Raw genomic sequence first — 23,737 nt, 5'->3', positions numbered from 1 at the left:
CCGCCCGGCTGAAGGCCGCGCCCGGCCGGATGTCGCGGAGCGCGCCGTGATCGCCTCGGTGCGCGGTGAGGTCCTCGACATCGCGCTTGACCACGTCGTCATCGAGGCCGCCGGCGTGGGCTACAAGGTGATGGCCACCCCGTCCACGCTCGCCACGCTGCGACGCGGCACCGAGGCACGGCTGATCACGGCGATGATCGTCCGCGAGGACTCCCAAACGCTGTACGGATTCGCCGACTCCGATGCCCGCGACCTGTTCCTCACACTGCTCGGAGTGTCCGGGGTCGGGCCGAAGATCGCGCTGGCGACGCTGGCGGTTTACGACGCGACCGCGCTGCGCCAGGCGTTGGCCGACGGTGACGTGACGGCCTTGACGCGGGTGCCGGGCATCGGCAAGCGTGGTGCCGAACGGATGGTGCTGGAACTGCGGGACAAGATCGGTGCGGTGTCCGGCGGCACCGGGGCGGCTGCGGCCACCGGGCACGCGGTGCGCGGACCGGTGGTGGAAGCCCTTGTCGGACTTGGTTTTGCGGCCAAGCAGGCTGAGGAGGCATGCGACAAGGTGCTGGCCGCCGATCCGGACGCGACCACGCAGAGCGCTCTGCGGGCGGCGCTTTCGATGTTGGGTAAGAAATGAGCAGGTTCGAGGGCGACGACGAAGACGAGGCGTTCGACCGTGATGTCTCGCCGGCCCTGACCGTCGGCGAAGGCGACATCGACGCCAGCCTGCGGCCCCGGTCACTGCGCGAGTTCATCGGCCAGCCACGGGTGCGCGAACAGCTGCAACTGGTCCTGGAGGGCGCCAAGAATCGCGGCGGCACACCGGATCACATCCTGCTGTCCGGACCGCCGGGTCTGGGCAAGACGTCGCTGGCGATGATCATCGCCGCCGAACTGGGCTCCTCGCTGCGCGTCACCTCCGGGCCCGCGCTGGAACGCGCCGGCGATCTGGCGGCCATGCTGTCGAACCTCGTCGAGCACGATGTGCTGTTCATCGACGAGATCCACCGCATCGCCCGGCCGGCGGAAGAAATGCTCTATCTGGCGATGGAGGACTTCCGGGTCGACGTCGTGGTCGGCAAGGGCCCGGGCGCTACCAGCATCCCGCTGGAAATCGCCCCGTTCACCCTGGTCGGGGCCACCACCCGGTCCGGCGCGCTGACCGGCCCGCTGCGCGACAGGTTCGGGTTCACCGGGCAGATGGAGTTCTACGCCGACCACGAGCTCGACCAGGTGGTCACCCGCGCGGCGGCGATCCTCGGCATCGAGATCGACACCGCGGGCAGCGCGGAGATCGCCCGCCGCTCCCGCGGCACGCCCCGGATCGCCAACCGGCTGCTGCGCAGGGTCCGCGACTACGCCGAGGTGCGGGCCGACGGGCACATCACCCTGGACGTCACGCGCGCCGCGCTCGAGGTCTACGACGTGGACGAGCTGGGCCTGGACAGGCTGGACCGCGCGGTGCTCAGCGCGCTGGTCAACTCGTTCGGCGGCGGCCCGGTCGGCATCTCCACGCTGGCCGTGGCGGTCGGTGAAGAGGCGACCACGGTGGAGGAGGTGTGTGAGCCCTACCTCGTACGCGCGGGTATGCTCGCGCGGACTCCCCGGGGCAGGGTCGCCACCGCGACCGCGTGGGAGCACCTGGGCCTGCGGCCACCGGCTGATTACGGCCGGATGGACCAGCCACCGCTGTTCGATTAGCGCCGGGTGATGAGAGTTGTGGTGGCACCTGGCACACTCGAGAGAGCACATCCGGACATAAAGGCGCGCGCACCGCGCTCGCCGAATGGAGAATCATGAATAGCCTCTTCCTGCCGTTGCTCCTGATGCTCGTCGTGGCGATCCCGCTCGTCATGGGCAGCCGCAAGCAGAAGCGCGCCGCGCAGGAGCAGAAGAACCTGCAGAGCAGCCTGTCCGAGGGCGACCGCGTGATGACCACCTCGGGCCTCTACGGCACGGTGGCCGACACCAGTGACGAGACCACGATCGACGTCGAGATCGCCCCCGGCGTGGTGACCACGTGGCTGCGGCAGGCCGTGCGCGAGAAGGTGCAGCCCCCGGTCGACGAGATCGAGGACGACGACACCGACGACACCGTCGAGGCCGTCGCCGAGACCCCGGCCGAGGACGAGAAGGCCGGTCCGCAGATCGCCCCGCCGCTCGAGCACGGCAAGAAGTAAGGCCCGCGCGGCCGGCCCCTGGCGCCCTCCGGAACGGCGCCGGGGGCAACACGCTGCGCTCACGTGGCACCGAGTACTGTCTCGGTGCTACCAGCGCCGTCGACCCTTTTTCCGAGGAGAACCACCACCGTGGCACCATCGGCCGGGCGGATCCGCCCGGGACGCTATCTCGCCATCTTCGCCCTGATCGTGGTCGTGCTCTACGCGCTGGTGTTCTTCACCGGCGGTGGCAAGCCGACGCCGAAACTCGGCATCGATCTGCAGGGCGGCACCCGCGTCACGCTGAGTGCGCGCACCCCCGACGGCTCGGCGCCGTCGAAGGACTCGCTGAACCAGGCGCGCCAGATCATCGAGAAGCGCGTCAACGGGATCGGCGTCGGGGGCACCGAAGTCCTCCTCGACGGCAACAACATCGTGATCACGGTGCCCGGCGAGCAGGGTGACCAGGCCAAGAAGCTCGGTCAGACGGCGCAGCTGAACTTCCGCCAGGTGCTGAACGTGACCCAGGCGACCGCGCCGCCCACCCCGGCGCCGGCGAACACCACCGACGACCAGTCGGCGCAGCTGATCCAGCAGGCCAAGGCGTCCCGCCAGGACGCCGCGCTGATGACCGGCACCGGTGACAGCATCGCCGCGTCCGACGCCTCGCAGCAGGCGCTCGCCGCGTTCACCTGCTCGGCGCAGGATCCCTTGCAGGGCAACGACGATCCGAACCTGCCGCTGATGACCTGCAACCAGGACGGCACCGAGAAGTACCTGCTGGGCCCGGTGTTCCTGAAGGGCACCGAGATCGACAGCGCGGTCTCCTCGCCGCCCGCGCAGGGCAAGCCCGGCTGGACGGTCGACCTGACCTTCAAGGACGCGGGCCGCCAGACCTGGGCGGACTTCACCACCAAGCACTACCAGCAGCAGACGCAGACCGCGTTCACCCTGGACACCCAGGTGGTCTCCGCGCCCGCGATCCAGAGCGCGATCGTCGACGGCAACACCCAGATCAGCGGCAACTTCACCCAGCAGCAGACCAAGGACCTGGCCGACATCCTCAAATACGGCTCGCTGCCGCTGTCGTTCACGTCCTCGGACGCGACGACGGTGTCGGCCACGCTCGGCCTGGCCTCGCTCAAGGCGGGCCTGATCGCCGGCGGCATCGGCCTGGCGCTGGTGTTCGTGTACTGCCTGTTCTACTACCGGCTGCTGGGTGCGCTGACCATCGTTTCGCTGGCGCTGTCCGGCCTGATGGTCTACGCGGTGCTGGTGCTGCTCGGGCGGTGGATCGGGTTCACGCTCGACCTCGCCGGCGTCGCCGGGTTCATCATCGCGATCGGTATCACCGCGGACTCCTTCGTCGTCTTCTTCGAACGACTGAAAGACGAGATACGCGAGGGCCGAAGTTTCCGCTCCGCGGTGCCACGAGGCTGGCAGCGCGCGCGGCGCACGATCCTGGCTTCCGACGCCATCCTGTTCCTGGCCTCGGTGGTGCTCTACGCCATCGCGGTCGGCGACGTACAGGGCTTCGCGTTCACCCTGGGTATGTCCACCGTGCTGGACCTGGTCGTGGTCTTCCTGGTGACGCACCCGCTGGTGGCGCTCGCGTCGAGGTCGAAGTTCCTGTCCAACCCGAAGCTCACCGGGCTCGGCGGCGTGCAGACACTGGCGAACGAACGCAAGTCCGCCCGTAAGGCCACCGCGGCCACGAAGGAGGCGTGAGCATGTCCACCGCGGAACCGCAGGACACCCAGGCCTCGCCGAAGAAGAACGAGGGCAGCGTCTTCCACCGGCTCTACGTCGGCACCGGCGCCTTCGACATCGTCGGCAAGCGCAAGCGGTGGTACGTCTTCTTCATCGCGCTGGTGCTCGTCAGCGTCGCGTCGATGGGCATCAAGGGGTTCAACCTCGGCATCGAGTTCGAGGGCGGCACCCAGATCCAGCTGCCGGGGCACGGCGCGCACGGCGCCATCACCTCCGACGACGCCACCCGCGTCTTCGCCGACGCGCTGGGCAGGCAGGCCACGTCGGCGCAGACCGTCGGCGTCGGCAGCGCCGCGACGGTGCAGATCCGGTCGGAGGCGCTGGAAGAGACCGACGTCGCGAAGGTCAAGCAGGCGCTTTTCCAGCGGCTGCAGCCGATCGGCTCGAACGGGCAGCCCAGCGAGCAGTCGATCAGCGACAGCGCGGTGAGCGCGTCCTGGGGCGGGGAGATCTCCCGCCAGGCGCTGATCGCGCTCGGTGTGTTCATCGTGCTGGTGACGATCTTCCTGGCGATCTACTTCGAACGCTGGATGGCGATCGCGGCGCTGATCTCGCTGCTCCACGACATCGTGGTCACCGCGGGCATCTACTCGCTGGTGGGCTTCGAGGTCACCCCCGCCACCGTGATCGGGCTGCTCACGATCCTCGGGTTCTCCCTGTACGACACCGTGGTGGTGTTCGACAAGGTCAAGGAGAACTCGCGCGGGCTGCTGGGCCTGACGAGGCGCACCTACGGCGAGACGGCGAACCTCGCGCTGAACCAGACGCTCATGCGCTCGATCAACACCTCGATCATCGCGCTGCTGCCGGTGCTGGGCCTGCTGATCGTCGGCTACCTCCTGCTCGGCTCCGGTACCTTGCAGGACCTGGCGCTGGTCCAGCTGACCGGCATGCTCACCGGTGTGCTGTCCTCGCTGTTCCTGGCCACCCCGCTGCTGGTCGACTTCAAGATGCGCGACCCGAAGTACAAGCAGCAGGCCGAGCGGGTCAAGGCGCGCCGCGCGAACCTGGCCCGCAAGGCCGCCGAGCGCGAAGCGGTGGAGGACGACTTCGACGCGAGCGACGATGACGCGCTGGCGGCCGAGCTTCGCAAGGAGAAGGCGTACGCCGCCGCGGCCAGTGTCCCGTCGAGGACGCCGAAGGCGGCGAGGTCCGCGCCGCGCCGTGGACGGCCGTCGGGGAAGAAGAAGCGCTGAGCATGGATCTCGACGCGGCGCTGGGCCTGATCGCCGAGGTCCCGGATTTTCCCGAGCCCGGCGTGCTGTTCCGCGACCTCTCGCCGCTGTTCGCCAGCGGAGAGGGGTTCCAGGCCGTCGCCGGCGCGCTGGCCGAAACCGTGGAGCCGGATGTGCAGCTGCTCGCGGCGATCGAAGCACGCGGGTTCATGCTGGCCGCCGCGGTCGGGTATGCCCGCGGTCTCGGCGTGGTGCTGGTCCGCAAGCCCGGCAAGCTGCCGGTGGTCGCGGGCCGGGTGGACTACGCGCTGGAGTACGGAACGGCGACGCTGGAGCTGCCGGGTGGCGTGGTCGCGCCCGGGGCGCGTGTCGCGGTGGTGGACGATGTGCTCGCCACCGGGGGCACGGTGGGCGCAGCCTGCCGGCTGCTGGAGCAGGTGGGCGCCTCGGTCGCCGGCATCTCGGTGGTGCTGGAGCTCGCCGCGCTGGACGGCCGCGCCGTGCTGGCGGACCGGAAGGTCAGCGCGCTCCAGTCCGTCTGAGCCGTTTTCCTGATCGGCCTGGCCGAATCGGCACCGACCGCTGGGCGCGCGGGGCCGCCGCAGAAAGAGCCCCGGGGGATCACGACGACGCCATTCGGCGTACGCGCGTTAGGCTGGGTGTTCGGACAGGTCACGCGAAGAGGAGGTGGGGGTGAGCCAAGAGCTCGATTCCCCGGCGCCCCACGACAACGCGTTGACGCACCAGGGTGTGACCAGGGCGCCGTCGGCGACGCGCCGGGTGCGGGCCAGGCTCGCGCGGCGGATCACGGCGCAGCGCGCCGCCTCGGTCAAGCAGGTACTCGAACCACTGGCCGCGATCCACCGTGAGCTGCACCCCAACGCCGATCTCAGCCTCCTGCAGCGCGCCTACGACGTAGCCGAGGAGCTGCACCGCGACCAGCGGCGCAAGTCCGGCGACCCGTACATCACGCACCCGCTCGCGGTGGCCACCATCCTGGCCGAGCTGGGCATGGACACCATCACGCTGGTCGCCGCGCTGCTGCACGACACGGTGGAGGACACCGGCTATTCGGTCGAGCAGCTCGCCGAGGACTTCGGCGACAAGGTGGCGCAGCTCGTCGACGGCGTGACCAAACTGGACAAGGTCAAGCTCGGCACGGCCGCCGAGGCCGAGACGATCCGCAAGATGGTCATCGCGATGGCCCGCGACCCGCGGGTGCTGGTGATCAAGCTCGCCGACCGGCTGCACAACATGCGCACGATGCGTTTCCTGCCGCCGGAAAAGCAGGCCCGCAAGGCGAAGGAAACCCTGGAGGTGCTCGCCCCGCTGGCGCACCGCCTGGGCATGGCCACCGTGAAATGGGAGCTGGAGGACCTCGCGTTCGCGATCCTGCAGCCCAAGAAGTACGACGAGATCGTCCGCCTCGTCGCGGACAGGGCACCTTCGCGGGACATCTACCTGCGCAAGGTGATCGACGAGCTGAACCTGAGCCTGGGCAACTCGCGGATCACCGCGAAGGTCGAGGGCAGGCCGAAGCACTACTACTCGATCAACCAGAAGATGATCGTCCGCGGCCGGGACCTCGACGACATCCACGACCTGGTCGGCGTGCGCATCCTGGTCGAGGACGTGCGGGACTGCTACGCCGCGATGGGCGTGGTGCACGCGCTGTGGCAGCCGATGCCCGGCCGGTTCAAGGACTACATCGCGCAGCCGCGGTTCGGCGTCTACCAGTCGTTGCACACCACCGTGATCGGGCCCGAGGGCAAACCGCTCGAGGTGCAGATCCGCACGTACGAAATGCACCACACCGCCGAGTACGGCATCGCGGCGCACTGGCGCTACAAGGAAACCAAGGGCACGCACAGCGGCACCGCCGTCGACATCGACGAGATGGCGTGGATGCGGCAGCTGCTGGACTGGCAGCGTGAGGCGGCGGACCCGGGGGAGTTCCTCGACTCGCTGCGCTACGAGCTCGCCGCCCGCGAGATCTTCGTGTTCACGCCCAAGGGCGACGTGGTGACCTTGCCCGTGGACGGCACCCCGGTGGACTTCGCGTACGCGGTGCACACCGAGGTCGGGCACCGCTGTATCGGCGCCCGTGTCAACGGCAGGCTCGTCGCGCTGGAGCGCAAGCTCGAAAACGGCGACGTGGTGGAGATCTTCACGTCGAAGGCGGAGAACGCCGGCCCGACCCGGGACTGGCTGCAGTTCGCCCGCTCGCCCAAGGCGCGGGCGAAGATCCGGCAGTGGTTCGCCAAGGAGCGCCGCGACGAGGCGATCGAGGCGGGCAAGGACGCCATCACCAAGGAGATCCGCAAGGTCGGGCTGCCGATGCAGCGCCTGGTCACCGCGGAGTCCATGGGCGCGCTGGCCGCCGAGCTGCGGCATCCGGACATCAGCTCGCTGTACGCGGCGGTGGGGGAGAGCCACACCAGCGCCAAGCACGTCGTGCAGCGGCTCGTCGCGCTGATCGGCGGGGTCGAGGAGGCCGAGGAGGAGCTGGCCGCCCGCTCCACCCCGTCGACGGTGACGCGGCGCCGCGGCTCCAACGACGTCGGCGTGATCGTCAAGGGTGCCAGCGATGTGTGGGCGAAGCTCGCGCGCTGCTGCACCCCGGTGCCCGGGGACGAGATCCTCGGGTTCGTCACCCGTGGCGGCGGCGTGAGCGTGCACCGGACGGACTGCACCAACGCCGAGGATCTGCGCAGCCAGCCCGAGCGGCTGGTCGAGGTCGAATGGGCGCCGTCGGAGAACTCGGTGTTCCTGGTGGCGATCCAGGTCGAGGCGCTGGACCGGCACCGGCTGCTTTCGGACGTGACGAAGGTGCTGGCGGACGAGAAGGTCAACATCCTGTCCGCCTCGGTCACCACGTCGCGGGACAGGGTGGCGGTGAGCCGGTTCTCGTTCGAGATGGGCGACCCGAAGCACCTCGGCCACGTGCTCAAGGTGGTGCGCGGCGTGGAGGGCGTGTACGACGTGTACCGCGTCACGTCGGCTTCCTGATCGCTGCGGTTAGGGTGCCGGTATGGCATCTGGGCTGGAGTTCGCGCGCGAGGGCGAGGTCGGCACGCTGACCTTCGCGCGGCCGGAGAAGAAGAACGCGATCACGCACGGCATGTGGTCGGCGATCCCGGAGATCGTCGCCGAGGCCGAGGCCGACGCGGCGCTGAAAGTCCTGGTGATCACCGGCGCCGGGGCGGATTTCTCGGCCGGCGCGGACATCAGCGAGTTCCGGGAGCTGCGGTCCACCGCGGAGGGCGCGGCGGCCTACGACAAAGCTGTCGAGGGTGCGGTCACGGCGCTGGCGGGGATGCGGAAGCCGAGTATCGCGAAGATCCGCGGCAACTGCATCGGCGGTGGCTGCCAGATCTCGGTCGCCTGCGATTTCCGGTTCGCCGCGCCGGGTTCGCGGTTCGGGATCACCCCGGCGAAGCTGGGCATCGTCTACGACTTCCGGTCCACCCGGGCCCTGGTGTCGCTGATCGGCCCGGCGCACGCGCGGTATTTCCTGTTGTCCGGCCAGCTGATCGACACGGCGCGGGCGCGCGAGATCGGGCTGGTGAACGAGGTGTTCGAGGATCCGGACGCGCAGGTGGCCGCTTTCGCGGAGACGCTGTGCGCCCGCTCGCAGGCCTCGATCCGCGGGATGAACCACATCATCGGGAAAATCCTTGCGGGACAACAGGAATCGGATGCCGAGATCGAGGAGATCCGGCTGGCCGCGCTGCACGGCGAGGATTATCCCGAAGGCGTGGCAGCCTTTCTGGAGCGCCGGGCGCCGAATTTCCTGTACAGGTAAGGGAAAACCGGGCTACTCGCCACCCGCCGCCCGGCAATGGCAACGCGAGCCACCCCACGGCCACACCCCGCCGAGCGACCCAGCCTCAGGCCGGCTGGTCCAGTCGCTGCCGCGGCTCGGGCGGGGTCGCACGACGGCCGCGGAGGATCTCGACGCGTTCGGAGTTCGGGCGCGCCAGCACCCAGCTCGAACCGGGGACGTCCTTGGCGCGTTTCTTCAACGGCGCCAGCAATCTCGACGCGTCCCGGTAGGACGAAATGGACGAAGTCGCGCACACCAGCGTCGCCAGTGAAACCGTGACCGGCATCCCTTCGGCGGACCACGGGGTGTCCAGCAGGGCGCCGGCGATGGTGCCGATCTCGTCCACGTCGCAGGCGATCAGGAAGTCGTCCCCGCCGACGTGGCTGACCGTCATGCGCGGCAGGCGGGACGTCAGGTCGGTCAGGGTGCGGCCGAGCGCGCGGATCAGGTCGTCCCCGGCGGCGAACCCGGCGTTGTCGTTGACCAGTTTGAACGAGTCCACGTCGAGCCAGGCCGCGACGAACGGCTCGCGGCAGGCGATCCGGCGGTCCACGTCCTTGGCCACGGTTTCGCTGCCCGGCAGGCGGGTCAGCGGGTTCAGCGAAGCCGCCTCCTCGACCTTGGCTTCGGCGACACCGCGCACCACCTCGGTCACCAGCACCACGCCGAGACAGCGCCCCTGCTCGTCCACCACGACCACGTCGTCCCCGGTGCGGCCCCAGTCCGCGTCCGTGACCAGTTCCAGGAACTCCAGCGCGCTGGCGTCGGCGTTGATCACGTGCGGGGAGTCGGCCAGCCGGGCCGCCGGGCGCTTCGCGTGCAGCGCGTGTCCGTAGGGGCCCGTTACGGACACGAGGAAACGCGTCCGGTCGACCGACCATTGTGGACAGTTGTGCGCGTCGACGCCGACGATGCCGGACGGGGCGTCCGCGGCGGCGAGCATGGTGCGCACGTCGTCACAGGTGGCGTCCTCGGGCAGGGTGCTCGCGGGGCGCAGGAAGTCCCGCACCCGCGGCGCTGTCAGCGGCCCCGGCACCACGCGCTCGTCCGGGTCCGGGGTGGCCGGGGTGAGCAGGTTCGTCCAGTTGACCCCGTCGGCGGCCGGTGCGAACAGGTTCCCCTGCGCGATGCGCACCCCCAGTTTGCGCATCGCGGTCAGCTGCGCCTCCTGCTCGACTCCGGTGGCCACCAGACGCCGGCTGGTGCGCGCGGCGAAATGCAGCAGCGACTCGACGACGGCGATCGCCCCGGCGTCACCGGGCAGCCGGCGCAGCACGGTGCGGTCCAGCTTCAGCATGTCCACCGGCGCGGCGGCGAGCAGCGAGAACGGCAGGTCGGCGCGGCCCAGCCCGTCGAAGGCCAGCCGGAACCCCAGCTCGCCGAGCCGGTGCAGGCCGGCCAGCAGCTGCTCGGGCCAGACGTGCGAGAACGGCGGCCCGATCTCCAGCACGACCTCGCGCGGGCGCCTGCCGATGCGGGCGAGCGCGTCCAGCAGCGGATCGAACGCCGATTCGGGCGCGGCCACGGTGGGCGCCGTCAGATTCAGGTGCAGGGGGAGCAGCGTCTCGTGGTCGGCCTCGGTGAGCACGGCTCTGGCGGCCAGCGAGACGTCCACCTCGGCGAGCCGGTGCTGACGCATCGCGCGGTCGAGCAGCTCCTGCACCGAGCCCTTCCCGGGCCGGGCGAGTGCTTCGAGTGCGACGATGCCGCCGGTGTGCAGGCTGTACAGCGGCTGGAAGGCGAACCGAACCGCATTCGGGGCTGCGCTCACTGACCTATCCTCGCTGCTGGCACCCGGGTTTCTCCACGGATGTCGACTGATGTTCATCGAGCAGCAGCCAGAGTTCCCTAGAACGGGCTAATCGGCAGCGAAGATCTCAGGATGCGAGAACTCTCCGTAATCGCCAGGGGGCCGCGCGGAAGAGCTCCAGCATGGCAGCGGCGGTTCCTTCCACATCAGTGCGTCCTGAAACGAACGCGTACTGTAACCGCGGCGGCAGCCGGAAGAACAGCTCGAAGAACTCCGGGACGAGCTCGCCCGGCATCCGGCGGAGCGCGCGCAATCCGAAGCGCCGCATCGAGTGGACGGCCTGTGCGGACGGCGGCCACAGTTCGTGCCGGGCCGCTCGCACGGCGTGCGCGGGGCTTGTGCGGAGGCCTTCGGCGAGGGCCGCGGCGACGGTGGGCGCGAGCCGGAGGGCCGTGGCGAGCGAGTAGCCGGTCGCGGGATGGACGAGCCCGGCGGCGGCTCCGAAGGCGAGCGCGCCGGGACGTGGCACGTCGAGCGGGATCCGGACGAGCTCCTCGCGGCCTTCGACCGGGACGCCCGCCCGGACCAGCCGGTGGCGCAGGCGGGCGGCGAGCACGTCGGGCGGCAGCCCCGGTTTCCGGGCCAGGCAAGTCTCCTCCACCAGCACACCGTCGCGAACCGGGACGCCGTAAAGGAAACTCGGTTCGCGGGACGGCCGCGACCAGTCCATGAACACCGCGGTGTCCGGCGGAACGAGAGCACCGGCGCCGGCGACCACGAGCCCGTACGCCGTCTGTTCCGTGCCGCGCCCGCGCCCGCCGGTCGCGTTCACGACCACCGGGGCGGTCACCTCACCGAGGCGCCCGTCGACGACCTCCACCCCGGGATCGGTGAGCCAGTCGCGCAGCTTTTCGTTGTCCAGCACCGCGTACCGCCGGTCGAGCACATGCGGAGAGGTACCGAAGGCGATCGTGTGCCGGGGCGCCGCGGCCACCACGTCGCGGGGCAGGCCCGGCAGTTCGTCGAGCCAGATCCCGTAGGTCGCGCGCCACGGCGCCCACGGGTGGGGAGCCAGCAGGACGGTGTGCAGCCCGGCCCGGGCGCACGCGGCGGCGAGCGCCCGGCCCGCCGGCCCGGCGCCCGCGACCACCACCTCAGGCATGCACGGAAGATACGGTGAGCCCCATGCACAACGATCTCCGGGCGCACCGCCGGGACGCGGCGGCGGAAGCGGCCACCACCTGGACCGATCTCGCGGACAACCCGTACCGCGCCGATCGCGACCGGATCGTGGTCTCCCCGTTCTTCGCGCGGCTCGGCGGGGTCACGCAGGTGGTCAGCGCGGCCGGGTCCGGTCTGCTGCACAACCGCCTCACGCACAGCCTCAAGGTGGCGCAGGTGGCGAGGGCGATCGCGGACCGGCTGCTCGCGTCGCCGGATTCGGCCGAGCTGGTGGGCAAGCTCGGCGGCCTGGACCCGGTGGTGGCGCAGGCCGCCGCGTACGCGCACGACCTGGGGCATCCGCCGTTCGGTCATCTGGGGGAGCAGGTGCTGGACCGCATCGCCCGGCACCGGTTCGGCCTCGCCGACGGCTTCGAGGGCAACGCGCAGACCTTCCGCATCCTGACCACCACCGACGTGCGGGGCCCGTCCGGCGTCGGGCTGGATCTCACCGCTGCGGTGCGCGCGGCGGTGCTGAAATACCCGTGGGCGCGATTGCACCGGCCGGATCCGCATCCGTCGAAGATGCCCAACCCGCCCCGGGGCGCCGCGGAACCGGGGGACGCCCCGGGCACCGGTTCTGCGAAATTCTGCGTTTATTCGAGCGAACTGGACGATTTCGAACAGGCGCGAGCACCGTTTGTCTCGATAATCGAGCCCTGGCAGCAGACTATCGAGGCTTCGGTGATGGATACCGGCGACGACATCGCCTATGCCATTCACGATTTACAGGATTTCCACCGAATCGGCGTGCTGCAGCACGCGCCGGTCGCGGCGGAACTGACCGAATGGCTCGCCACCGGGCTGGAGCTGGCCGAAATGGACAGTGCCACGCTGGCGGCGCAGGCCCGCAGGCCCGGCCGTTCGCTGGAGCTGCTGCGCCGCCGGATGCACGCGCGCGACGGCTGGATCGTCGATGACGACGCTTTCACCGCCGCGGTCGCGAGGGTCCGCCGCGAGCTCGTGGACGGCTTGCTGGTGCGCGGGTTCGACGGCTCGACCGAGGCCGAGCAGGCGACCGCGGCGTTTTCCGCGGCCTGGACCAAGCGCCTGGTCGACGGGGTGATCGTGGTCGAGTCGCCGACCACCCGCTCCGGGCACGTGAGCCTGCGCCAGGCACAATGGCACGAGGTGCAGGTGCTCAAGTTCGTGCACCGCACGTTCGTCCTGCTGCGCCCGGAACTGGCGTTGCACCAAAGAGGACAGGCCAGCCTGGTGACCAGCCTGGTGGACGCGCTCGACGCCTGGCTCGGCGACCGCGACGAGGAGTCACGGCTTCCGCGCCGGCTGCACGATCTGGTCGAGCTGGCGCACTCGGAGTTCACCGGACTCGCCGCCACGGCCCCGGAACTGCTCGTCGGCGCCACCGGCGAACCGGTCACCGGCGCGGACGAAGTGGCCGGGCTCGCCCGTGGCCGCGCCGTGATCGACTTCGTCGCGTCACTGACCGACAAACAGGCCGTGACCCTGCTCGACGCGCTGTCGGGCCGGTCGTCGCAGCCCTGGTCCGATTCGTTCGTGCTGTGAGCGGGGCGCGGGAAGCCGCCGGGGGCGGGCGGATCGTCGAAGTGTCCCCGGAGCGGCTTTCGGGCTGGTTCGACCGCTTCGCCGAGCGCAACGGCGGAATCGACGGCACGACGGCGACCGATACCGAGGTGGTGGTGACCGCGCGCAACGGCACCACGGCCACGGCGACGGTGCCCTTCCCGCCGTTGGAAGGGTCTGGTCCGCCTACCATTCGCCTTGCCATACAAGCGAAACGCCCGCGCCGGATCGGGCTGGTGCTGGTGCGGCTCGGCGCGCACAGCATCGGGATCGCCGAGGGCGGCAAGGTGCTCGTGTCCCGCACCGACCGGCATCACGTGCACGGGCGCTCCGCCGCGGGCGGCTGGTCGCAGCAGCGCTTCGCGCGCCGCCGCGAGGGCCAGGCCCGGCAGGCGCTCAAGGACGCGGCCGACGACATCTTCGAAGTGCTCGTGCCGCGGGCCGGGGAGCTGGCCGGGGTGCTGCTGGGCGGGGACCGCCGCGCGCTCGACGAGCTACGCTCCGACCGTCGGCTGGAACCGGTGTTTTCCCTTGCGGCACAACGTGTTCTGGATGTGAGCGAACCTCGCCGCGCGGTGCTCGACGACGCCGCCCGGCGGGCGCGCGAGGTGGCGATCGTGATCCGGGACGGGGTGAGTCCCGCCACCGGCACGCAAATCACTGGACAGTGATCCGTACACTGGTCGTCGTGGAAATCCTGCTGGAGTAGCTCCGGCCCGGCCCCCAGCGCCGGGCCGTCGCATGCTGCCCACGTCCACCCCCTGCTCCGGGAGTTCACTTGATCACGGCCACCGGCCTCGAACTGCGCGCCGGTTCGCGCATCCTGCTCGCCGACACCACGCTGCGCATCCAGCCGGGAGACCGCATCGGTCTCGTCGGCCGCAACGGCGCGGGCAAGACCACCACGCTGAAGGTGCTCGCCGGCGAGGGCCAGCCGTATGCCGGCGAGGTCCGCCACGGCAGCGAAATCGGCTATCTGCCGCAGGATCCGCGCGAGGGCGACCTGTCGGTCACGGCGAAGGACCGGGTGCTTTCCGCGCGCGGGCTCGACACGTTGCTGCGCGACATGGAGAAGGCCCAGACGGCGATGTCCGAGCTGGTCGACGACAAGGCGCGGGACAAGGCGATCAACCGCTACGGCAGGCTCGAAGAGCGCTTCGCCTCGCTCGGCGGGTACGCGGCCGAGAGCGAGGCGGCGCGAATCTGCGCGAATCTCGGCCTGGCCGAACGGATTCTGGCGCAGCCGCTGGCCACGTTGTCCGGTGGCCAGCGCCGCCGGGTCGAGCTGGCCCGCATCCTGTTCGCCGCCTCCGACGTCGGCGCGTCCGGCCGGTCCGACACGATCCTGCTGCTCGACGAGCCGACCAACCACCTCGACGCCGACTCGATCAACTGGCTGCGCGGCTTCCTCAAGTCGCACGAGGGCGGTCTCGTCGTGATCAGCCACGACGTCGAACTGCTCGGCGACGTGGTCAACAAGGTGTGGTTCCTCGACGCGACCCGTGGCGAGCTGGACCACTACAACATGAACTGGAAGCGGTACCTGGAAGCGCGCGCCACCGACGAAAAGCGCCGCCGCCGGGAACGCGCCAACGCCGAAAAGAAGGCCTCCGCCCTGCAGCAGCAGGCGGCGAAGCTGGGCGCGAAGGCGACGAAGGCGGTGGCGGCGAAGAACATGGCCCGCCGCGCCGAGCAGATGCTGGCGAACCTGGACGATACGCGCCAGGCCGACAAGGTCGCGCACATCAAGTTCCCCGCGCCGGCGCCCTGCGGGCGCACCCCGCTCACCGCGGAGGGACTGTCCAAATCGTACGGTTCGCTGGAGATCTTCACCGGCGTCGACCTCGCGATCGACCGTGGCTCCAAGGTGGTCGTGCTGGGCCTCAACGGCGCCGGCAAGACGACGCTATTGCGCCTGCTGGGCGGGATGGAGCGGCCGGACACCGGGGAAGTGGTCGCCGGGCACGGCCTGCGGCTCGGTTACTACGCGCAGGAACACGAAACGCTGGACCACGACGCGAGCGTCTGGGACAACATCCGCCATCTCGCCCCGGACACCGGCGCCCAGGAACTGCGGAACCTGCTCGGTTCCTTCCTGTTCACCGGCGAGCAGCTGAACCAGTCCGCCGGCACCCTCTCCGGTGGCGAGAAAACCCGGCTGGCGCTGGCGGGCCTGGTCTCCAGCGCGGCGAATGTGCTGCTGCTGGACGAGCCGACCAACAACCTCGACCCGGCCAGCCGCGCGCAGGTGCTGGATTCGCTGCGCAGCTACAGCGGCGCCGTCGTGCTGGTGACGCACGATCCCGGGGCGGTCGAGGCGCTGGAGCCCGAGCGCGTGATCCTGTTGCCCGACGGCACGGAGGATCATTGGTCGGCCGATTACCTCGAACTGGTGCAGTTGGCGTGAGCGCCGCGCCGTTCCTTGGCAAGCCGGCCACAGCCACGGCGGAAACGGGTTGCCACCAGTGGGCCGGCCGCGGACGCGTGTCCCTCTGCTTCCGGTCGGCTTGGTAAAACGGCCACAGGTTGTTTAGTTGTTGTAGGCAACCACACTGAAATGGCCCAATATCGGGTTCTCGAGGCAGGTTTTTCGGCTGCCGTCTGGCATTCCGGCCGCGCGTGATCGATCATTGCCTGTGCGGGCCGCGCCAGGCCCGGAACATCTGTCTGGAGGAAGGCGGAACGACGTGGCTGACCTGAAGAAGGGCGCGCGTATCACCGGGAACACGCGCGACAAGCTGGCCGCTGACCTGAAGAAGAAATACGAGAAGGGTGCCAGTATTCGCGCGCTCGCCGAGTCGACGGGACGCTCGTACGGTTTCGTGCACCGCGTACTTTCCGAATCGGGAGTGCAGTTGCGCGGGCGCGGCGGCGCTACTCGCGTTAAGAAGAAGTAGTACCCGGCGAAGGAGTTTCGGACTCCGCACGGCGAAAACACAGCATCGCCGCGAGCAGCACGAGCGGATAAACGAGATATCCGTACCGGGTGGCCGGGGTGAGCAGCGTGAACGCCCCCAGCCCCACGGCGATCCGCAGCATGGCGTCCGAGCCGGTGACCGGTGGCCGGCGCAGCAGCCACCAGAGGATCGCGATCGCGGCCGCGCCGAGCAGGGTGAACGCGGCGGCCTGCCCCACCGGGCCGGTGCTCGCGATGAGATAGCCGGGCAGCGGGCTCGCGGCGGGCGAGGTCACGACGCCGAGCCCGGCCGGGAACCGGATCACGTGCTCCACGAAAGCACTGGGGTCGACCAGGAGCACGGGGACGTTGAGCAGGGCACAGGCCGCCACCAGGGTGGCCAGGAACCGGGTGAGCGCCCGCCCGCCCAGCCTGGTGGCGACCAGGACGGCGAGTACCACCGCCGCCGGCGCCACAATGAGCTTCGCGCTCAGCACGAGCGCGAGCAGGATCGCCGATGCCACCGGCCGGTCCCGTGCCGCCAGCGCGCCGGCGACGAGCATCAGGCCCACGATCGCCAGGTCCGGGCCGGCCACCGACCAGGTGAGCGCGGTCAGCGGGCAAGCCATCGCGAGCTGTGCCGCGCGCACCGGCACGCGGGGCCTGCCCATCAGTCGCAGCGTCACCCACACGCAGACCACCGCGGTGATGGCGAACATCAGTCTGGCGTCGGTCAGCGCGTCGCCGGCCGGTGTGCCGCCGAACAGCGCCCGCGGCAGGCCGAACACCGACATCACCGGGCCGTAGGGGGTGTAGTCGTTGACCTCGGGCGGCCTGCCGAGCGCGGTGATGTCCACATAAGGCGTGCCGTGGTGCAGCAGCAGGCTCGCCGAGCGCTCGATGACCCAGACCTCGGGCTGCGCGCTCCACGAGAACGGGGTGATCAGCCAGTCCACCCCGGTCAGCCGCCGGATGACGAGGAAACCCAGCGGCAGCAGCATGCCGAACACGCCGACAGCGGCGAGACCCACCCGGCGCGAGTACAGCCACCCCGGCCGCCGCGACCGCGTGGCGAGCCAGATCGTGTGCACGCCCGCGATCCCGTAGCCGATCGCGGCGAAGGCACCCCACATCCGGAATCCGTAGAACTCCGAGGCGTACGCGATCACCACCGCGTACACCAGGCAGCCGAAGTAGAAGAGCAGATCGCCCACGAGTGGCGAGCGGGCGGACCCCGGCTGCCGACGGGTGCGGGCGCGGGTCGGCTCGAACGCGTCTACACCCATGACCAGCAAGATTACCGATCCGGGCGGCGAGGCCGGGAATCGGCGCACGATTCCGGGAAGTTCGCCGCGCTACCCTGCGTTGTCCAGGGATGATGTGCTGAATATCTCGACTAATGTCGAGGTATGGGGATGGTGGAGGGGAAACGGTGGACAACAGCTGGAGCCTGCTCGGCTCGGCGATGCGCGGTGCCGACGCCCGCAGAGGACTGACTCCCGGCACGGTGGGCCGGGTCGCCCGGTTCGCCCGCCCGTACTGGCGCAGTCTCGGGGTTTTCCTGGTGCTGACCGTGATCTCGGCGGTCATCGCGGTGACCACCCCGGTGCTGGCGGGCCGGGTGGTCGACGCGATCGTCGCCGGGCACGAGGCGGGCATCGTCATCGGGCTGGCGGTCGTGGTCGCGGTGCTGGCCGTCGCCGACGCCGGGTTCGGGCTGATCGAGCGCTGGCAGTCGGCCCGCATCGGCGAGGGCCTGATCCTCGATCTGCGGCGCGCCGTGTTCGAGCACGTCCAGCGGATGCCGATCGCGTTCTTCACCCGCACCCGCACCGGGGCACTGGTCAGCAGGCTCAACAACGACGTGATCGGCGCGCAGCGCACGTTCACCGCGACGCTGTCCGGCCTGGTCACCAACGTCATCCAGCTGGTGCTCTCGCTCGCGGTGATGGTGACGCTGTCCTGGCAGGTCACGGTGCTGGCGCTGGTTCTGCTGCCGGTGTTCGTGCTGCCCGCGCGGCGGATGGGCGCCCGGATGGCCGCGCTGCAACGGGAATCCGCGCAGCTCAACGCGGGCATGACCACGCAGATGACGGAACGGTTCTCCGCGCCCGGCGCGACTTTGGTGAAGCTGTTCGGCCATCCCCGCGCCGAAGCCGAGGAGTTCGGCCGCCGCGCCGGGCGCGTGCGCGACATCGGGGTGCGCACGGCGATGCTGACCCGGTGGTTCCTCACCAGCCTGACCCTGGTGTCGGCGCTCGCGACCGCGCTGGTCTACGGGCTGGGCGGCTGGCTGGCGATCAAGGGCCAGCTGGCGCCGGGCACGGTGGTGGCGCTGGCACTGCTGCTGGCCAGGTTGTACGGTCCGCTCACCGCGCTGGCCAACGTGCGCGTGGACGTGATGACGGCGCTGGTGTCCTTCGAGCGGGTCTTCGAGGTGCTCGACCTCGACCCGATGATCACCGAGAAGCCGGACGCGCGGCAGGTGCCGGCAGGCGGGGTCTCGGTGGAGTTCGACGACGTGCGGTTCGGCTATCCGGCCGCGGACAGGTACTCCCTCGCATCGCTGGAGGAAGTATCCACATTGGACACCCGTGGCGGCGAGGAAGTGTTGCACGGCGTGTCCTTCCGCGCGGAGCCGGGACAGATGGTGGCACTGGTCGGTTCGTCCGGCGCGGGCAAGTCGACCATCGCCACCCTGCTGCCACGCCTCTACGACGTGGACTCCGGCGCGGTCCGGCTGTCCGATGTGGACGTTCGCGAGCTGAGTTTCGCGTCGCTCCGGCAGACCATCGGCGTGGTCACTCAGGACGGGCACCTGTTCCACGACACGATCCGGGGCAACCTGGAATACGCCCGGCCGGGCGCCCCGGAGGAAGACATCTGGGACGCGCTGGAGCGCGCGCGGCTGGCCGGGCTCGTGCACTCGCTGCCCGACGGCCTGGACACGGTGGTGGGGGAGCGGGGCTACCGGCTCTCCGGCGGCGAGCGCCAGCGGCTGACCATCGCGCGGCTGCTGCTCGCCCAGCCGAAGGTGATCGTGCTCGACGAAGCGACCGCGCACCTGGACTCCGAGTCCGAGGCCGCGGTCGGCGAGGCGCTCAACCACGCGCTGGCCGGCCGGACCTCGCTCGTGATCGCGCACCGGCTCTCGACGGTCCGCGCGGCCGACGTGATCCTGGTCGTGGAGGCCGGGCGGATCGTGGAGCGCGGCACGCACGAGGAGCTGCTTGCCGCCGACGGCCGCTACGCCGAGCTGTACCACACCCAGTTCGCGGAGGAGCCTGCCGCGGCGTGAGCAGGCTCAGCCCAGCTGAGGGATCCGCGGTTGGTAGCGGGCGAACAGTGCGGCGTTCGCCTCGTCGCCGCCGGGGACGTTGGAGCTGACCCACAACGGCACGTCCGCGCCGGCGGCCGACACGAGCCTGGCCAGCACGGCGTTCCACAGGAACGCGTTGAGCACCGTGGACAGCGCGGCGGTCCGCGGGTTTTCCGGCGGGAAGCTCGCGTCGCCGGGGCGGATCCCGGTGTCGAGCACGACATCGGCCTCGTCGATCAGCGTGCTCGACGACCGCTTCGGCGCCGCGGCCACCGAGGCCCGGGAGCCGACGGCGATCACCGGGGTGCCCGCCGCCCGGGCCGCCCGCGCCAGCTCCACCGGGTACGGGTTCACGCCCGAGGTCGAGAACACCACCAGCACGTCGTCCGGCCCCGGCGCGACGGCGGCCAGCACCTCGGCGGCCAGGCCGGTGCGCCGCTCGGCCTTCGTGCTGGACCGCGCGCCGTGCAGGGGCAGCAACTCCGGGTGGTACAGCGGATGGACGCTGGCCAGCCCGCCCGCCCGGTAGAACGTCTCCGCCACGGCGGCCAGCGAGTGCCCGGCCCCCGCCGTGAACACCAGCCCGTCGGCGCGGAGTGAGCCGAGCACCAGCTCGGCCGCTTCCTGGAGCTGCTTCGTGTTGGCCGTTTCCGCGTCCTGGACGGCGCGGGTCACCAGATCGACGATCACGCGGTGACCCTATCGGGATAATTTCCGGCCGCGCGGGCGTTGACCCCGATGTGATCGATCGACAACCGAGTCTGTCCCGCTGGGACGCGCGCGGGCCCGTCCGCGCCGTGGCGCTGGTCCTGCACGGCGGGGCGGAGGCCGGCCTGGCCCCGGTCCGGCCCTGGGGGGTGGCCTACCTGCGGATGGTGCCCTTCGCCCGCGCGATCCACGCCGCCGCGGCGCAGCACGGGGTCGAGGTGCGCCTGCTCCGGAACCGGGTGCGCGGCTGGAACGAGCCGAGCCTGCACCCGGTCGCCGATGCCCGCGGGGCGCTGGAGCGGATCCGCGCCGAACGCCCCGGTGCGCCGGTTTTCGTGATCGGGCATTCGCTCGGCGGCCGGGTCGCGTTGCGGGTGGCCGACGACCCGGCGGTCACCGCCGTGTGCGCGCTGGCGCCGTGGACGCCGGAGGGCGAGCCCGTCGAGCCGGTGAAGGAGCGGAGCGTGCTCATCGCGCACGGCACCCGTGACCGGATCACCAGCGCGGCCCAGTCGTATTCCTACGCTGTGCGAGCACGGGATTACGCAGCGCGCATCGCCCGGTTCGAGGTGCTCTCGGAAGGGCACGCCATGCTCTACCGCGCGGGCGCCTGGACCAGACTGGTCCGCGACTTCGTGCTCGACGCCGCCGGGGTGCGCCCGCTCACGGCCTGGGAACAGCGCCCCGAGCAGCGGCTGAGGCTGCCGTTGTAGCTCCCGCACAACCCTTTCGGGGAGTCAGACGTCCCACTTCGGGAGGTTTGCGGTTCACTAGGGCACGCAGGCCGAGATCGGGGACGTTAGCGAGGCGTAATGAGCACCGAGGCACCGCACGCAGCCGGCGTGACGCAGGAATGCCGGCGTGGAGGACCGACCGGGTGCGGGTGTCCCGCATGAGCACCGAGGCACCGCACGCAGCCGGCGTGACGCAGGAACGACTGCGTGGAGGACCGACCGGGTGCGGGTGTCCCGCATGAACCCCGGCGGTTATCCGGAACGACCGCGCCAGCCCAGGGGCGCGCGGCAGCACCAGCCCGCGCAGATGATGCCGTTGCCCGGCCGCGAAGCGCCACCAGGCCCGCCGCCGCGCCGCCCGGCCGGGCCGCCGCCCGGGCCGCCGCGGGAGCAGATGCCGCCACCGGGGCCGCCGCGTAAACGTCGGCGGTTCGGTATCGGCAAGATCCTGCTGAGCCTGGTGCTGGTGGTCGTCGCGTTCATCGCCGGGGTGTGGATCTACCTCGAGTTCTCGATCAACCGCGTCGAAGCGCTCAAGGACTACTCCGGCCGTCCGGCCGCGGCCTCGGGCACGAACTGGCTGATCGTCGGCTCGGACAGCAGGGACGGGCTGACCACCGACCAGGAGGAGCAGCTCGCCACCGGGGACAGCGCCGCCGCGGGCGGCGGGCAGCGCACCGACACGATCATGATCGCGCACCTGCCCGGCAACAGCACCAAGCCGACCCTGGTCAGCCTGCCCCGCGACTCCCAGGTGACCATCCCCGGCCACGGCAAGAACAAGATCAACGCCGCGTTCTCGATCGGCGGCGCCCCGCTGCTGGTCCAGACCGTGGAGCAGGCCACCGGCCTGCACATCGACCACTACGCCGAGATCGGGTTCGGCGGTTTCGCCAGCATCGTGGACGCCATCGGTGGCGTGGACATGTGCATCGACAAGGAGATGCACGACGACTTCACCAACATCACCATCCCCGCGGGCTGCCAGAAGCTCGACGGGGCGCACGCGCTGGGCTTCGTCCGGATGCGCCACAGCGACGCGACCCCGCGCTCGGATCTGGACCGGGTGGAGAACCAGCGCAAGTTCATGGGCGCGCTGGCCAGCCAGATCGCCTCACCGGGCACGCTGCTCAACCCGTTCGACCTGTTCCCGCTGCTGTCCTCGGCACCGGACGCGCTGACCATGGACTCCGGCGACCACGTGCACAATCTCGCCGCGCTGGCCTGGGACCTGCGCGGCATCTCCAGCGGCGGCGTGGTGACCACGACGGTGCCGGTCACCTCGGGTTCGGCGGAGAACTGGGACAAGACGAAGACGGCACAGCTGTTCGGCGCGCTCAAGAACGACACGGCGGTGCCCGACAGCGTGATCCTGAACTAGCCGGTGGCGGGCCTGGCCTACACCACCGGCGGCGGCGTCGTGGGTGCGGTGGTGACCGACTACCTCACCAGGACACAGGAACGGCGCCGCCGCCGGGCGGACGCGCACCACTGGGCCACCCGCCTGATGCTGATCAGCGGCGGGGTGCGGGGCGTGGAAATCGGGCCGGCGCCGTATCCCTCGCCCGGCGGGCGGCTGGCCACCGGGCTGGGCCTCGTGCCGATCCTGCAGGACGGGACCGATGCCGAGCAGGCACTGCGGGAAGCCCTGGCGGGCCTGCTGACCGCCGTGCTCGCCGCCGGAATGCCGCGCCGTGTCACGGACTTCGCCGGTGGTGCGCACGAACGGATGCTCGCTGATCGCCGTGCTCGACCGGTACGCCGGTGGCGTGCTGGGGCAGGACGCGGACCGGCTCGTCGGGCCGCGCACGAGTACCGCAGGGCCGCGACCGGGCTGCTGCTTTCCGTGCTGTGGCGTCCGTGGCGCGCCCGGTTGCGGCTGCGGGGCAGGCTGGCCAGGCTGAGGCTGCGCGTACACGAGCTGAACGAGCAGCAGCAGGCGGCGAAAGACGTGCTCGTTGAGCACAAAACCGTGCTGTACCAACGAATCGACCCGGATGGGACGCGCCGCGCGGCGTGGGGGCCCGGAAAATCCGATGCGGGTGAAGGGGTGGAACGGGCAGCATCAGGGGATGGAACCCGCTGAAACACTCGCCGGCGAAACGGTCTCGCTGCGCCGCTGGCGTGCCACCGACGGCGCCGCCCTGCACCGGGCGATCAACGAGTCACTGGACCACCTCGGCGCCTTCCTGCCCTGGGCCGTCGACAGTTACTCGGAGTCCGACGCCGGGGAGTTCCTGCGGCGGACGGACCGGCAATGGCGCTCCGGCGACAGGTTCGAGTACGCGATCACCGGCACCGGCGCCGAGATCGTCGGCGGCTGCGGGCTGATGACCCGGATCGGCGGGCGCGGCCTGGAGATCGGTTACTGGCTCGCGAAGAGCGCTACCGGCAGGGGCCTGGTGACGCAAGCGGCGCGGCTGCTCATCGACGAAGCGCTCCGCATCGGGGCCACCCGGGTGGAAATCCACCACGACGAAGCGAACCAGCGCAGCGGCGCCGTGCCACGGCGGCTCGGGTTCACGCGCGCCGGCACCCGCGCCGCGAGCCTGGGCGGCGGCACCGCGTCCACCGGCACGCTCGTGGTGTGGCGCATGTTGCCGGGGGAGTGGGGCTCACGGTGAAGTGAGCGTG

Annotated in this window: 21 protein-coding genes; 17 read left to right on the top strand and 4 right to left on the bottom strand. The window is 70.6% G+C overall.

Going from position 1 to position 23,737, the window contains the following annotated elements; translation table 11 throughout:
- The first annotated feature begins 46 nt into the window (after positions 1-46).
- The 8 genes from ruvA (at position 47) to VHD82_RS10095 (ending at position 8,909) form a co-directional block, all read left to right on the top strand.
- A complete protein-coding gene (ruvA, locus tag VHD82_RS10130; RefSeq protein WP_325700123.1) occupies positions 47-637 on the top strand; it encodes a Holliday junction branch migration protein RuvA in 591 nt (196 codons plus the stop codon).
- The gene (gene ruvB / locus VHD82_RS10125) at positions 634-1,701 is read left to right on the top strand and encodes a Holliday junction branch migration DNA helicase RuvB (protein WP_325700112.1); all 1,068 of its coding nucleotides are present in this window, start codon (positions 634-636) and stop codon (positions 1,699-1,701) included. Before ruvA ends, ruvB begins: the two co-directional genes overlap by 4 nt.
- A gap of 95 nt (positions 1,702-1,796) precedes the next feature.
- Entirely contained in the window at positions 1,797-2,180 is a 384-nt protein-coding gene (yajC, locus tag VHD82_RS10120) for a preprotein translocase subunit YajC (RefSeq protein ID WP_325700109.1), read from the top strand.
- Positions 2,181-2,309: 129 nt separating this feature from the next.
- Positions 2,310-3,887, top strand: a complete 1,578-nt coding sequence (gene secD / locus VHD82_RS10115) for a protein translocase subunit SecD (RefSeq protein WP_325700106.1) — start codon at positions 2,310-2,312, stop codon at positions 3,885-3,887.
- Between the two features lie 2 nt (positions 3,888-3,889).
- Positions 3,890-5,125 (top strand): protein translocase subunit SecF, encoded by a 1,236-nt coding sequence (secF, locus tag VHD82_RS10110; protein WP_325700103.1) that lies wholly within the window; start codon positions 3,890-3,892, stop codon positions 5,123-5,125.
- 2 nt (positions 5,126-5,127) lie between these two features.
- The gene (locus tag VHD82_RS10105) at positions 5,128-5,646 is read left to right on the top strand and encodes an adenine phosphoribosyltransferase (RefSeq protein WP_325700100.1); all 519 of its coding nucleotides are present in this window, start codon (positions 5,128-5,130) and stop codon (positions 5,644-5,646) included.
- Positions 5,647-5,797: 151 nt separating this feature from the next.
- Positions 5,798-8,113, top strand: coding sequence for a bifunctional (p)ppGpp synthetase/guanosine-3',5'-bis(diphosphate) 3'-pyrophosphohydrolase (locus VHD82_RS10100; RefSeq protein WP_325700097.1), 2,316 nt, complete (start codon positions 5,798-5,800; stop codon positions 8,111-8,113).
- A gap of 22 nt (positions 8,114-8,135) precedes the next feature.
- On the top strand, positions 8,136-8,909 hold the full coding sequence (locus VHD82_RS10095; RefSeq protein WP_325700094.1) for an enoyl-CoA hydratase/isomerase family protein: 774 nt from the start codon (positions 8,136-8,138) through the stop codon (positions 8,907-8,909).
- An 85-nt stretch (positions 8,910-8,994) separates the two neighbouring features.
- Here VHD82_RS10095 and VHD82_RS10090 read toward each other — a convergent pair whose 3' ends face one another.
- Positions 8,995-10,701: a GGDEF domain-containing protein gene (locus VHD82_RS10090; protein ID WP_325700090.1), complete on the bottom strand. Its 1,707-nt coding sequence runs from the start codon at positions 10,699-10,701 to the stop codon at positions 8,995-8,997.
- A gap of 106 nt (positions 10,702-10,807) precedes the next feature.
- Positions 10,808-11,842, bottom strand: coding sequence for a lycopene cyclase family protein (locus VHD82_RS10085; protein WP_325700087.1), 1,035 nt, complete (start codon positions 11,840-11,842; stop codon positions 10,808-10,810).
- A gap of 23 nt (positions 11,843-11,865) precedes the next feature.
- On the opposite strand from VHD82_RS10085, the gene VHD82_RS10080 reads away from it, so the two are divergent.
- The 4 genes from VHD82_RS10080 to VHD82_RS10065 all read left to right on the top strand — a co-directional run bounded on the left by VHD82_RS10080 (position 11,866) and on the right by VHD82_RS10065 (position 16,343).
- Complete coding sequence (locus VHD82_RS10080) at positions 11,866-13,428, top strand: dGTP triphosphohydrolase (RefSeq protein ID WP_325700084.1); 1,563 nt, start codon at positions 11,866-11,868, stop codon at positions 13,426-13,428.
- Positions 13,425-14,117, top strand: a complete 693-nt coding sequence (locus tag VHD82_RS10075) for an acVLRF1 family peptidyl-tRNA hydrolase (protein ID WP_325700081.1) — start codon at positions 13,425-13,427, stop codon at positions 14,115-14,117. Before VHD82_RS10080 ends, VHD82_RS10075 begins: the two co-directional genes overlap by 4 nt.
- A 107-nt stretch (positions 14,118-14,224) precedes the next feature.
- Complete coding sequence (locus VHD82_RS10070) at positions 14,225-15,853, top strand: ABC-F family ATP-binding cassette domain-containing protein (RefSeq protein ID WP_325700079.1); 1,629 nt, start codon at positions 14,225-14,227, stop codon at positions 15,851-15,853.
- A gap of 280 nt (positions 15,854-16,133) precedes the next feature.
- Entirely contained in the window at positions 16,134-16,343 is a 210-nt protein-coding gene (locus tag VHD82_RS10065) for a helix-turn-helix domain-containing protein (RefSeq protein ID WP_005437638.1), read from the top strand.
- On the opposite strand, the gene VHD82_RS10060 is transcribed toward VHD82_RS10065, so the two are convergent.
- Complete coding sequence (locus VHD82_RS10060; protein ID WP_325700077.1) at positions 16,330-17,628, bottom strand: glycosyltransferase 87 family protein; 1,299 nt, start codon at positions 17,626-17,628, stop codon at positions 16,330-16,332. The two genes, VHD82_RS10065 and VHD82_RS10060, sit on opposite strands and share 14 nt — an antisense overlap.
- A gap of 146 nt (positions 17,629-17,774) precedes the next feature.
- On the opposite strand from VHD82_RS10060, the gene VHD82_RS10055 reads away from it, so the two are divergent.
- Positions 17,775-19,640 carry an ABC transporter ATP-binding protein gene (locus VHD82_RS10055; protein ID WP_325700074.1) on the top strand — a complete coding sequence of 622 codons (1,866 nt, stop codon included), beginning with the start codon at positions 17,775-17,777 and terminating at the stop codon, positions 19,638-19,640.
- Positions 19,641-19,646: 6 nt separating this feature from the next.
- On the opposite strand, the gene VHD82_RS10050 is transcribed toward VHD82_RS10055, so the two are convergent.
- Positions 19,647-20,339, bottom strand: coding sequence for an SIS domain-containing protein (locus VHD82_RS10050; RefSeq protein WP_414637483.1), 693 nt, complete (start codon positions 20,337-20,339; stop codon positions 19,647-19,649).
- Between the two features lie 62 nt (positions 20,340-20,401).
- On the opposite strand from VHD82_RS10050, the gene VHD82_RS10045 reads away from it, so the two are divergent.
- From VHD82_RS10045 to VHD82_RS10030, 4 genes are all read left to right on the top strand, one after another.
- The gene (locus VHD82_RS10045) at positions 20,402-21,082 is read left to right on the top strand and encodes an alpha/beta hydrolase (RefSeq protein WP_325700068.1); all 681 of its coding nucleotides are present in this window, start codon (positions 20,402-20,404) and stop codon (positions 21,080-21,082) included.
- Between the two features lie 259 nt (positions 21,083-21,341).
- Positions 21,342-22,484, top strand: coding sequence for an LCP family protein (locus tag VHD82_RS10040; RefSeq protein WP_325700115.1), 1,143 nt, complete (start codon positions 21,342-21,344; stop codon positions 22,482-22,484).
- A 3-nt stretch (positions 22,485-22,487) separates the two neighbouring features.
- Positions 22,488-23,189, top strand: a complete 702-nt coding sequence (locus tag VHD82_RS10035; protein WP_325700066.1) for a hypothetical protein — start codon at positions 22,488-22,490, stop codon at positions 23,187-23,189.
- Entirely contained in the window at positions 23,176-23,727 is a 552-nt protein-coding gene (locus tag VHD82_RS10030; RefSeq protein WP_325700063.1) for a GNAT family protein, read from the top strand. Before VHD82_RS10035 ends, VHD82_RS10030 begins: the two co-directional genes overlap by 14 nt.
- Positions 23,728-23,737: the final 10 nt, after the last annotated feature.

The organism is Amycolatopsis sp. (genome assembly GCF_035546795.1).
GTDB lineage: Bacteria > Actinomycetota > Actinomycetes > Mycobacteriales > Pseudonocardiaceae > Amycolatopsis_E.
Note: the sequence above shows the minus strand (reverse complement) of the source record. Positions and strands in the feature narration are given on the sequence as shown.